Raw genomic sequence first — 12,063 nt, forward strand, 5'->3', positions numbered from 1 at the left:
GGCGGCATCAGCAAAAGGAACCCGGGTCATGGTCAAGGGAATAGCCGCACTGGTGCTGGCCTGCACGGTCTGGGGCCTGTCGCCGCTGTTCTACTGGCTGTTGTCGGACATCCCCCCGCTAGAGGTGCTGAGTTACCGCACCCTGTGGTCACTGGTCTTTTTTGCCGGGTTGCTGGCGGTGCAGGGCCGTCTGCACCGGGTGGGGCAGTCTCTGCGTGATCCGCGCACCCAGATGATCCTGATCGCGGCCAGTGTGATGATTTCTGTCAACTGGTTCGGTTTCATCTGGTCGATCTCGCGGGGCAACGGACTCGAGGCGTCGCTGGGTTACTACATCTTTCCGTTGGTTTCCGTGGTGCTGGGTGCTGTCTTTTTTGGCGAACGGCTGGGGCGTGCCCAGTTGGCCGCGGTGGTGCTGGCCGCTGTTGCGGTCAGCGTGCTGACACTGGGGCTGGGTGTGCCGCCGTGGATCGCATTGTTGCTGGCAGGCACCTTTGGTGTCTACGGCGTGCTGAAAAAGCGGCTGTCGCTGGGGGCCGTTACATCCGTCACCGCAGAGGTCGCGATTATTGCGCCGCTGGCGATAGGCTGGCTGGCACTGCGCGGCACGACGTGGCCGGGGCAGGGTGCGGATCTGGGGACACATGCCCTGCTGATGCTGTCGGGGCCACTGACCGGGCTGCCGCTGATCCTGTTTTCATACGCTACACAGCATGTGCGTCTGTCCACCGTGGGGATCGTGCAATACCTGAACCCGTCGTTGCAATTTGCCTGTGCCGTGCTGTTTTTCGGCAACCTGATCACGCCATGGCACGGGATCGCGTTTCCGCTGATCTGGGGGGCGCTGGTGATCTATTCGGTCGCCGCATACCGTCAGGACAGGGCGAGGCGCAGGGCCGCCTCGGCGGCGGCGGTGCTGTCGACCACCGTCACATAGTCGCGCGTGTCCTGACCTGCGAAACCCTGCTCTACGACATGATCCAGCAAACGCACCAGCGGATCCCAGTATCCTGCCACGTTCACGACGATGATGGGTTTGTCGTGCAGACCCAGCTGGCGCCATGTCAGCACCTCGAACAGCTCGTCCAGTGATCCCGCACCGCCCGGCAGCACGACCACGGCGTTGGCGTTCATCAGCATGACCTTTTTGCGTTCATGCATGGTTTCAGTCACGACAAAGGTATCCAGATCGCGTTTGCCGACCTCCCAGTCGAGCAGGTGCTGCGGGATGACACCCATGGTGGCACTGCCCGCCGATTGTGCTGACCGCGCAACGCGCCCCATCAACCCCACATCACCTGCCCCGTAAACCAGCCGCCAGCCATTCGTGGCGAGCATCTGGCCGGTTTGTTCTGCTGCGGCGGCAAAGGCCGGGTCGGTGCCGTCACGACTGCCGCAATAGACACAGATAGAATGGGTGACTGTTGCCATTTGACGCCTCTCGGTGTTGCAGGCTTTGACGTGGGCCAAACCCTTGTTAATGTGCCACAGCCTGCGCGGACGGCGCATATTTGGCAAGGGATGCAGATGGCCAGCAACAATGCGAAACTCTTGGGCGGTGCCGCAGGTGCCGTGGTGCTCGCTCTGGTTGTGGTGTGGATGTTTCCCTCTGCCCCAGTGGACGTGGCAACGGTGTCTGACGCGCCGCAGGTGGCGGTGTCTGACAATGATGCGCCAGTCGCGCCCGCAAAACCTGCGCAGGTGACAAGCATCGATACATTTCTGCTGGGCCCGGACGGTGTTGCGGTGGTGGCCGGACGGGCCAAACCCAATGCAGAGGTCACGCTGATGCTGGACGGTGTTGCGGTTGGTCAGGCGCGATCCGATGCCAGCGGCGCATTTGCCGGCACGGCCGAGATTGCGGCCACCGACCAGACCCGCGCGCTGACGTTCGCGGTCGATGGTGCTGCGGCAGGCGGGGATACGATTCTGGTGCAGGCCGGGACGGGCGGTCCTGCGGCTGATGTGGACATTGACACACAAATGGCACAGGTCGCAGAATCCGCGATGCCGCCCGAGACCCAAGGCAGCGGCGTGCAGGCGGACCCACCCGCCGCGAACATCATCGTGACGGCGGATGGCGCGCGTGTGGCACCCAACGCAGCCCCCAGCGCGCAGGTCGCACTGGATGCCATCACCTATGACGACAGCGGCGAGGTCCAGCTTGCGGGGCGTGCGCCGCAGGACGGCAACCTGCGGGTCTATCTGGACAATGCGCCGGTCAGCGATGCGCCGGTCAGTGGCGCCGGTGATTTCCAGATCGCGCTGCCCGATGTCGCGGCGGGCACCTATACCCTGCGGATCGACGAAATCGCGGCAGATGGCACTGTCGCCAGCCGGGTCGAAACCCCATTCCAAAAGGAAGATCCCGCCGCGATCCGCGCGCTGCGCGATGACGCACAGGCCGTGCAACAGATTGCCACCAGCACCGTGCAACCGGGGGCGAGCCTGTGGGCGATTGCGACCGACCGTTTTGGTGACGGACGGATGTATGTCGCCGTATTCGAGGCCAACCGCGACCAGATCCGCGATCCCGATCTGATCTATCCCGGACAGGTGTTTGTCATTCCCGACATGTAGCCCCTGACATTCGGTGGGCGGGCGGCTACGAATGGGGTTCATTCATACGGGATCCCCATGCGCAGACTGACCAAGACCGACAGCAATTTCGATCCCGACGCCCGCATTCAGGGCATGGCCGTCATCCGCCGGGTCATTCCCTACCTGTGGCCCGCAGGCGAGGCCGGGATCAAACGGCGTGTCGTCGCTGCCATCACCGTGCTGCTGCTGGCCAAGGTCATCGCCGTCGGCACACCGTTTTTCTACAAGGCTGCGGTCGACACCCTGTCCGGCGAGGTGCGCGATGACGCGCTGCTGATCGGCTTTGGCGCGGTGGCGCTGACGATCATCTATGGCGTCTCACGTCTGGGCAACGTCGGGCTGCAACAGTTGCGCGACGTGATCTTTACCCCCGTGGGGCAACGGGCGCTGCGTGCGCTGGCGCTGGAAACCTTTACCCATATTCACCGGCTGTCGATGCGGTATCACATCACGCGCAAGACGGGCGGTCTGTCCCGCGTGATGGAACGCGGGGTCAAGGGCGTCGATTTCCTGCTGCGGTTCCTGCTGTTCAGCATCGGGCCGCTGCTGCTGGAACTGCTGATGATTTCGGTCGTGCTCTTTTTCCTGTTCGATGTGTGGTATCTGGTCGTCGTGGTCGGCACGATCGTTTTGTATGTCGCCTTTACGTTTCGGGTGACGGAATGGCGGGTCAAGATCCGCAAGGTGATGAATGAACAGGACACTGACGCCAACCAAAAGGCGATCGACAGCCTGCTGAACTTTGAAACGGTCAAATACTTTGGTGCCGAACGCTGGGAGGCGGGGCGTTACGACAACGCGATGCGCCAATACGAGGCGGCGGCGGTCAAGACGAACTATTCGCTGGCGTTTCTGAATTTCGGCCAGTCGCTGATCATCACCACGGGGTTGGTTCTGGTCATGGTCATGGCGGCGATCGGTGCGGCAAACGGCACCCTGACCGTTGGCGATTTCGTCATGGTCAACGCCTACATGATCCAGATCACCATGCCGTTGAATTTCCTTGGCACGGTTTACCGCGAAATCCGGCAGGCGCTGATTGACATGGGCGACATGTTCGACCTGCTGGAACAGCCCGCCGAGGTGACGGACAAACCCGGTGCCACGGCCCTGCGCGTGCAGGGCGGGCACGTGGAACTACACGACGTGCATTTCGGCTATGATGCCGCGCGCCCGATCCTCAAGGGGGTGAACCTCGATATCGCGCCGGGTCAGACAGTGGCCATTGTGGGGTCGTCGGGGTCGGGAAAATCGACCATCGGGCGGCTGTTGTTCCGGTTCTACGACGTGACCGGTGGTGCGGTGTTTATCGACGGTCAGGACGTGCGCGACGTGTCACAGGACAGTCTGCACGCGCAGATCGGTGTCGTCCCGCAGGACACGGTGCTGTTCAACGACACGATCCACTACAATATCGCCTATGGCCGCCCCAGCGCGACCGAGGCTGAAATCCGAGAGGCCGCCCGCGCGGCCAAGATCCATGATTTCATCATGGAGCTGCCCAACGGATATGACACGACCGTGGGCGAACGGGGCCTGAAACTGTCGGGTGGTGAAAAACAGAGGGTCGGCATCGCGCGGACCTTGTTGAAAAACCCGCCGATCCTGCTGCTGGACGAGGCGACAAGCGCGCTGGACACCGACACCGAGCGTGAGATTCAGTCCGAATTGCGGGCCATGGGGCAGGGGCGCACCGTGCTGACGATCGCGCACCGGCTGTCTACCATTCAGGACGCAGACCGGATCGTGGTGCTTGAAAACGGGGAAATCGTCGAACAGGGCGATCATGAAGCGCTGCTGGCACAAGCGGGGCGCTATGCGCAGCTGTGGAACAGGCAATCAGAAGAAGAAGACGCCGCGTGACAGGTCGCGATTACCCCACGACCCCCGACGGGCGGTATTTCGTGGCAAAGGGGAGGTTGTGGCGCAAGACGAACCCGGCGCTGGACGACACCACGCGCCGCGCCGCGATCAAACGGCTGATGCAGGCGCGCCGCGCCGTGGGTCAGGCCGCCACCCCCGAGACCGTGGCAACCGCCCGCGCCGCCGTTGATGCGGCAAAGCGTGATTTGGGCGAACGCGGTCCGGTCTGGTGGGACGACGGGGCCCCCGACGAGGGCGGCAAACACCCCCGCAATACGTCTTATGCCGCATGGTGGTCCGGGCTGAGCGATGAAGCGCGTGACGCGGCCCAATAGCTGTGCGCAAATATGGGGGGACATTGCGCGGTCACTGCGGATTGCCCAGACGACGGCGCGGGGCTAGGTCCTCGGCCAATCCAAACGAAAGACAGACCCATGACCCTATTTCGTGCAGCCCTCGTTCTGGGCCTGTTATCAGCGGTCGGCCCGTTTGCCATCGACCTTTATCTGCCCGCGATGCCGCAACTGGCCGCGTCACTGGGAATCGACGAGGCGGGGGCACAGCTGACACTGACAGCCTATTTCGTGACATTCGGTCTGGCGCAGTTGTTCTACGGCCCGTGGTCGGATCAATCGGGGCGTAAGATGCCGCTCTATGCAGGTTTGACCCTGTTCATCATCGGCAGCGTCGGTTGTGCGATGGCCCCCGACATCGGCTGGCTGCTGGCCGCGCGTGCGCTTCAGGGCGTTGGGGCGGCTGTGCTGATGGTGGTACCACGCGCCATCATCCGCGACATGCATACCGGCACGCAGGCGACCAAGCTGATGGCGATGGTGATGTTGGTCATTTCCGTCTCGCCGATGCTGGCTCCGCTTGTCGGCACGGCCCTGGTTCAGTTGGGCGATTGGCGTCTGTTGTTCTGGGCGCTCAGCGGTGTTGCGATTCTGTCGCTTGTGCTGACGGGCACGGCGCTGCCGGAAACGCTGGCACGTGCTGACCGTCAACCGATCAACCTGCGCTCGCTCTGGGCAGGGTCCAAGGTGCTGTTGTCGGACCCCGCGTTCATGGGGCTGACGCTGATCGGCGGCTTTGGCATGGCCAGTTTCTTTGTCTTTATCGCCAACGCATCCTTTGTCTATCAGGGGCAGTTCGGCCTGACATCGACCGGATTTTCGCTGGCTTTTGCCATCAACGCGCTGGGGTTCTTTGGTGCCAGTCAGGTCGCGGGTCCGCTGGGCGCCCGTGTCGGCATCGTGCGGCTGATGGGGTTCGGTGTGTTCGGGTTCGCGGGATTCACCGTGGCGCTGATGCTGCTGGCCGTGTCTGGGGCGGCCAGCCTTTATGTGATTGTCGGCATGTTGTTCTGCGCCAACGCCTGTCTGGGTGTCGTCATTCCGACCTCGATGGTGGTGGCACTGGATGCCCATGGCCGGATCGCGGGGCTGGCGTCGTCCTTGGGCGGCACGTTGCAGATGCTGACCGGTGGCGTGATGATCGCGATCACCTCGTTGTTCGTCGACGGCACGGCGTTGCCGATGGTCGTGGCAATCGCGATGTGCGGTGTCGCGGCGCTGGTGCTCGCGCTCTTGACCCTGCGGCGCATCTCCCTGGACCCCGCGACCCCGCCTGCCATCAGCTGACAGAATGGCGTCAGCCTGTTTGAAAACGGCGGGCAGGGTGTCCGCCGTTTTCACGTTTGCGCCACGCCCTGCGACTTGCGGCGTGGGGACGGCGGGTTGGTCTTGGCAATGCGGTCTGCTTCACGTTATGTAGCCCGCAAATGTCGGTCTGGCACAACAGGACAGCCGATCTGCGGGGGAAGACAAGATGAGCGATACTGACAGCTTTATCAACGAGGTGACCGAAGAGGTTCGCCGCGACAGGTTGTATGGCCTGATAAAGCGTTATGGCTGGATCGCCATCCTGGCCGTCGTGCTGCTGGTCGGTGGTGCCGCCTGGATCGAATACACCAAGGCGCGCGACATGGCTGCGGCACAGGCCAAGGGCGATGCCGTGCTGGCCGCACTGGAACAGGACGATCCCGCCGCCCGCGCGGCAGCACTTGCGCAGGTCGAAGGGCAGGGCCCCGCCCGTGCTGTTGTCGACCTGCTGGAGGCCGCGACCCAACTGGAAAGCGAAGAGGCCGTCACTGCGACGCAGACCCTGCAGGCGCTGGCGCTGAATGGCGACGTACCGCAGGTTTACCGCGACCTTGCATCATTCAAGGCAGCCGTGATCGGTGGCGAACTGGACATGGCGACCCGTCGTCAGACCTTGGAAAACCTGGCGTCCCCCGGCCAACCGTTCAGCCTGCTGGCACAGGAACAGCTGGCCCTGATGGATCTGGCCGATGGCGACAGTGATGCCGCCGTGGCCAAGCTGACCGCGCTGATCGAGGACGCCGGTGCCACGCGAGGGTTGCGTGACCGCGCCCAAACATTAATGGTTGCGCTGGGGGCACCGGTGCCCGACACGATCCAGAGCGAATAAGAGCCAAAGGGGCAGATGCCGTGACAGCCAAGATTATCTGCGCCGGCCTTTTGGCCGTCATGACCCTGACAGCCTGTGGCGAGGACGACATCATTCTGCCCGGTGTGCGCGAACCGATCCGGCCCGGCAATGCCGAGGTGAACCAGGCTCTTCCGATATCTTTTGAGGCCCCGCAGCTGAACAGCAGCTGGACCCATCGCAATGGCGATGCGGACCATATGTTCCCGCAGCCCGTGTTCTCGACCAGCCCGACACTTGCCTTCGCGGTGGATATCGGCGCCGGTGACAGCAAATCCGCCCGGATCACGGCTGATCCTGTGGTGGCAGGCGGGATCGTTTACACGCTGGACGCCCTGTCACGGGTGACGGCGACGACGACGGGGGGCGCACCCGTCTGGTCCGTGGAACTGACACCGCCGACCGACAGCCGCACGGATGCCTCTGGTGGTGGTCTGGCGTTTGGCGGCGGTCGGTTGTTCGTGACCACCGGTTTCGGCCGCCTGACGGCACTTGATCCCGCAACAGGCGGGACGTTCTGGACGCAGGATCTGGATGCGCCCGGCACATCCGCGCCCACAGTGTCCGGCGATCTGGTCTATGTCGTGAGCCGCGACAGCACGGGCTGGGCCATCGACACGGCCGATGGCCGCATCCGGTACCAGTTGGGCGGTATTCCGTCGGTTTCGTCCTTTTCCGGCGGTGCCGGGCCGGCGGTAACGTCCGATCTGGCCGTGTTCCCGTTTCCGTCCGGCGAGGTGGTCGGCGTTTTTCCGCAAGGCGGCATTCAACGCTGGTCGCAGATCATCTCTGGTGATCGGGTGGGCGAGGCCGTCGCCGCGATTTCGGATATCTCTGGCGATCCCGTAATTGACGGCGACCGTGTCTATGTCGGCAATTTCTCGGGCCGCACTGTGGCGCTGGACAAGGCGACCGGCGATCGGATCTGGACCGCAGAAGAAGGGGCCACCGGCCCGGTCTGGCCTGCAGGTGGGTCACTGTTCATGGTCAATGATCTGAACGAGCTGATCCGTCTGGATGCCGACACGGGCACACCGATCTGGCGCGTGGCCTTGCCTGACTTTGTCGACAACGGCGGTTGGCTGCGCAGCAAGCGGACGGTGTTTGCCCATTACGGTCCGATCATGGCGGGCAACCGGCTGGTCGTGGCATCCTCTGACGGGCAGTTGCGGTCGTTCGATCCGCGCTCTGGCGCATTGATGTCGTCCATCGCCATTCCCGGCGGTGCCGCATCGACCCCGGCGATTGCCAACGGTGTTTTGTACGTGGTCAACAAGGATGGTCAACTGCTGGCTTTCCGTTGACGCAAGTCCGGTGTAAGACCCGGCACTTGATCTATCCGGAGTCGTCGCAATGACCTTTACACTTGCCCTTGTGGGCCGACCCAACGTGGGGAAATCCACGCTGTTCAACCGGCTGGTCGGCAAGAAGCTGGCACTGGTCGACGACCAACCCGGTGTGACACGCGATCTGCGCGAGGGGCCGGGTCGCATTGCCGACATCAAGTTCACGGTGATCGACACCGCCGGTCTGGAAGAGGCGACAGACGAATCCCTCCAGGGGCGGATGCGCCGGCTGACGGAACGCGCCGTGGAAATGGCCGACGTCTGCCTGTTCATGATCGACGCGCGTGCCGGTGTGCTGCCCGCGGACGAGGTTTTTGCCGATATCCTGCGCCGCAAGAATGCGAACGTCATCCTTGCTGCCAACAAGGGCGAGGGCAAGGCCGCGGATGCGACCATCCTCGAGGCCTATGCGCTGGGACTGGGCGAGCCGATCCGCCTGTCCGCCGAACACGGCGAGGGCATGGGCGAGCTGATGGATGCGCTGCGGCCATTGTCCGAAGAATTTGCCGAACGGGACAAGCGTGACGCCCCCGAAACCGACATCGATATCGACGCGGATGCCGAAGATGACGACGACGCCGTGCGGGTACCGACGCGCACGCGGCCCCTTCAGATTGCGGTCGTGGGACGGCCCAACGCCGGCAAATCGACCCTGATCAACAAGATCATCGGAGAGGATCGTCTGCTGACCGGCCCGGAGGCAGGCATCACGCGCGACGCCATTTCGGTCCAGACCGATTGGGGTGGCGTCCCGATGCGGATCTTTGACACCGCGGGCATGCGCAAAAAGGCGCGGATCAACGAAAAACTGGAAAAGCTGTCGGTCAGTGACGGCCTGCGTGCGGTGAAATTTGCAGAGGTCGTGATCGTTTTGCTGGACGTGGATATTCCGTTTGAACAGCAGGACCTGCGGATTGCTGACCTTGCCGAGCGCGAGGGGCGTGCCGTCGTCATCGGTGTCAACAAATGGGACGTCGAAGAGGACAAGCAGGACAAACTGCGTGAACTCAAAGAGGAATTCACCCGTTTGCTGCCGCAGCTGCGCGGTGCGCCGCTGGTGACGGTCTCGGCCAAGACGGGCAAGGGTTTGGACCGGCTGCAACAAGCCGTGATGCGGGTCTACGAGACCTGGAACCGGCGCGTCACCACGGCACAGCTGAACCGCTGGCTGACCGGGATGCTGGAACAGCACCCGCCACCCGCACCGGGCGGCAAGCGGATCAAGATGCGTTATGCCACGCAGGTCAAAACACGCCCGCCGGGGTTCGTTGTGATGACGTCGCATCCCGACCTCGTGCCGGCCAGCTACAACCGGTATCTGGTCAATGGTCTGCGCGAGGATTTCGACATGCCCGGCACGCCGATCCGGCTGACGCTGCGCGATCAGGGTGACAAGAACCCTTACAAGGACCGCAAGTCGTCCCAGCCGTCACGTCTGTCAAAGCACAAGAAAAAGCCCGGCAGCGACCGCTGACCGTCAGGCCGCCGGGACGCGCGGAAACCAGACAGCCATCACACAGATCAGGACGACGATCCCGGTGATGGCTGTTGCCGTGATCAGGAACCGATCAAAACCGTTGTTCACGCATACGCCGATCAGGGCCCAGATGATCGCGAGCAGATAGACAGGCGCAGGTTGTCTGCGATAGACGGCCATGGCCAACACTAACGCGCCGATGATGCCGGCAAAGGCCCAGCCGTAGGCACTGAACCCAATCCCGTATCCAGCCAGCACCGTCGCCAGCGAAACGAAACTCGCCGCCGTCAGCCACCCTGCATAAAGGGCGACCGGCCCGCGAAAGGTCCAACGCGTCAGGGGTGGGCTGCTGATCAATGCGGCAATCGCAAAGCCCAGCATGATCCAGATCATGACGGTGGCCCAAACCGCACTTTGGTTCGCAACCCACAGCCAAGGCACACCCACGGCGAGGCTCACGCACAGCGGCTTGCGGGCTGCGTCCCATTTTGGATCATTGCGTGATTTCCACAGGCCGTAGATCGCGGATGCGGTCAGCCATAGATAGATCGGCCCCCAGATCGCAAATGCGTAACCCGCAGGCTGAACCGGCGGGTTGATCTGCGGGATCGGCAGCTGGTCGGACTGAAACCCGCTGAACGAGGAAAAGAGCGGCGACAGCGCAAAGGCTAGCGTCAGGATCAGCGTCAGGGGGGCGAGTGATTTGTTCATGCGATCCAACGCGGCGCGGACTGCAAAGGTTGCAGTCAAACTAGATCAGAAGGCCGTTCTCGCTAATCTGTGACTTCCCGCCCAGATAGCCGTGCAACACCGCTGGCAGATGCACCGAACCGTCGGCCTGCTGTCCGTTTTCCAAAACGGCAATCAAGGTGCGCCCGACAGCCAGACCGGACCCGTTCAGCGTATGAACGAACGCGGGTTTGCCGCCGTCGGCAGGTTTGAACCGCGCGTTCATGCGCCGGGCCTGATAGTCGCCACAGGTCGAAATGCTCGAAATTTCGCGATAGGCGTTCTGACCGGGCAGCCAAACTTCGATATCGTGGGTGCGACGTGCGCCTGCACCCATGTCACCTGCACACAGCACGACCGTCCGGTAGGGCAGTTCGAGTTTGTCCAGGATGGTTTCGGCACAGCGGGTCATACGCTCATGTTCCGCATCGCTTTCGTCCGGATGCGTGATGGACACCATTTCGACCTTTTCGAACTGGTGCTGGCGCAACATGCCGCTGGTATCGCGACCGGCACTTCCGGCCTCGGACCGGAAACAGGGGGTATGTGCGACATAGCGCAGGGGCAGGGTCGCGCCATCAACGGTGTCACCGTTCACGGTATTGGTCAAAGGCACCTCTGCGGTCGGGATCAGCCACCAGCCATTTGTCGTCTGATAGCTGTCCTCGCCGAATTTCGGTAGTTGACCGGTGCCGACCATCATATCCTCGCGGACCATCACGGGGACATTGGCCTCTGTCAGGTCGTGTTCATCGACATGTGTATCCAGCATAAACTGGGCCAGCGCGCGGTGAACACGGGCCACGGCCCCGGACAGCATGACAAAGCGGCTGCCTGACAGCTTTGCTGCGGTTTCAAAATCCATGCCGCTAGCGACGGCGGGGATTTCGTAATGTTCGACGGGGGTGAAATCGAAATTGCGCGGCGCACCGCGGAGGTGCAGTTCGACGTTGTCGGCCTCGTCCACGCCATCGGGAATATCGGCATAGGGCAGATTGGGCAGACCCAGCAGATGCGCGTTCAGTTGCGCGTCCAGCTCCTTGGCCTTGGCGTTGAGGTCGGCGATCTGCGCCTTGCTGTCGGCCATCAGGGTGCGCAGACGCTGGAATTCGTCCTCGTCACCCTTGGCCTTGGCTGCACCGACCTGCTTGGCAGCTTGATTTGCTGCGGCCTGTGCGACCTCGGCCGCCTTGATCGCGGCGCGGCGGTCGGAATCGATTTGCAAGATGGCCTCGGACTGCGGCGCGACACCGCGCCGGGACAGGGCCGCGTCGAATCCGGCGGGGTCGTCACGGATCAGGCGAATATCATGCATGTCGGCTCCTCACTTGTGCTGCGCGCGGTATGCCCGATCACGCGGCGATGGTGAAGGGGCTAGCGTGCGGCACCGGTCCAGGCCACGCAATATCGCGGTTTTCATCAAAATCGGGTCGTCGCCCGGTTGGCGCATCCGGTGATCCTTACTATATCGCGGCGAGGCACAAGCGAGCCTGTTGCCATTGCTGCACCTCGCTTCTAGTGTGCCGCGACTTTGACCCC

General features: G+C 62.9%; 11 protein-coding genes. 8 read left to right on the forward strand and 3 right to left on the reverse strand.

Annotation, left to right across the window (positions count from 1 at the left end; all coding sequences use genetic code 11):
* Nucleotides 1-28 precede the first annotated feature (28 nt).
* Nucleotides 29-937, forward strand: coding sequence for an EamA family transporter RarD (gene rarD, locus BMX27_RS08000; protein ID WP_090159344.1), 909 nt, complete (start codon nucleotides 29-31; stop codon nucleotides 935-937).
* On the opposite strand, the gene BMX27_RS08005 is transcribed toward rarD, so the two are convergent.
* Nucleotides 874-1,431, reverse strand: coding sequence for an LOG family protein (locus BMX27_RS08005; RefSeq protein ID WP_090159345.1), 558 nt, complete (start codon nucleotides 1,429-1,431; stop codon nucleotides 874-876). The two genes, rarD and BMX27_RS08005, sit on opposite strands and share 64 nt — an antisense overlap.
* A 96-nt stretch (nucleotides 1,432-1,527) precedes the next feature.
* Here BMX27_RS08005 and BMX27_RS08010 point away from each other — a divergent pair, with 96 nt between their 5' ends.
* The 7 genes from BMX27_RS08010 to der all read left to right on the forward strand — a co-directional run bounded on the left by BMX27_RS08010 (nucleotide 1,528) and on the right by der (nucleotide 9,792).
* On the forward strand, nucleotides 1,528-2,580 hold the full coding sequence (locus tag BMX27_RS08010; RefSeq protein ID WP_090159346.1) for a LysM peptidoglycan-binding domain-containing protein: 1,053 nt from the start codon (nucleotides 1,528-1,530) through the stop codon (nucleotides 2,578-2,580).
* 57 nt (nucleotides 2,581-2,637) lie between these two features.
* A complete protein-coding gene (locus tag BMX27_RS08015; RefSeq protein WP_090159347.1) occupies nucleotides 2,638-4,464 on the forward strand; it encodes an ABCB family ABC transporter ATP-binding protein/permease in 1,827 nt (608 codons plus the stop codon).
* Complete coding sequence (locus BMX27_RS08020; protein ID WP_090159348.1) at nucleotides 4,461-4,799, forward strand: hypothetical protein; 339 nt, start codon at nucleotides 4,461-4,463, stop codon at nucleotides 4,797-4,799. Before BMX27_RS08015 ends, BMX27_RS08020 begins: the two co-directional genes overlap by 4 nt.
* 99 nt (nucleotides 4,800-4,898) lie before the next feature.
* Nucleotides 4,899-6,104, forward strand: coding sequence for a multidrug effflux MFS transporter (locus BMX27_RS08025; RefSeq protein ID WP_090159349.1), 1,206 nt, complete (start codon nucleotides 4,899-4,901; stop codon nucleotides 6,102-6,104).
* Nucleotides 6,105-6,291: 187 nt separating this feature from the next.
* Complete coding sequence (locus BMX27_RS08030; protein ID WP_090159350.1) at nucleotides 6,292-6,954, forward strand: hypothetical protein; 663 nt, start codon at nucleotides 6,292-6,294, stop codon at nucleotides 6,952-6,954.
* Between the two features lie 20 nt (nucleotides 6,955-6,974).
* A complete protein-coding gene (locus BMX27_RS08035; RefSeq protein ID WP_256212440.1) occupies nucleotides 6,975-8,276 on the forward strand; it encodes a PQQ-like beta-propeller repeat protein in 1,302 nt (433 codons plus the stop codon).
* Nucleotides 8,277-8,325: 49 nt separating this feature from the next.
* Nucleotides 8,326-9,792 (forward strand): ribosome biogenesis GTPase Der, encoded by a 1,467-nt coding sequence (gene der / locus BMX27_RS08040; protein WP_090159351.1) that lies wholly within the window; start codon nucleotides 8,326-8,328, stop codon nucleotides 9,790-9,792.
* Between the two features lie 3 nt (nucleotides 9,793-9,795).
* Here der and BMX27_RS08045 read toward each other — a convergent pair whose 3' ends face one another.
* Entirely contained in the window at nucleotides 9,796-10,506 is a 711-nt protein-coding gene (locus BMX27_RS08045) for a hypothetical protein (RefSeq protein WP_090159635.1), read from the reverse strand.
* Between the two features lie 40 nt (nucleotides 10,507-10,546).
* Entirely contained in the window at nucleotides 10,547-11,839 is a 1,293-nt protein-coding gene (serS, locus tag BMX27_RS08050; protein WP_090159352.1) for a serine--tRNA ligase, read from the reverse strand.
* Nucleotides 11,840-12,063 lie beyond the last annotated feature (224 nt).

Origin of the sequence: Loktanella sp. DSM 29012 (assembly GCF_900110705.1) — a bacterium.
Classification (GTDB): Bacteria; Pseudomonadota; Alphaproteobacteria; order Rhodobacterales; family Rhodobacteraceae; genus Loktanella; species Loktanella gaetbuli.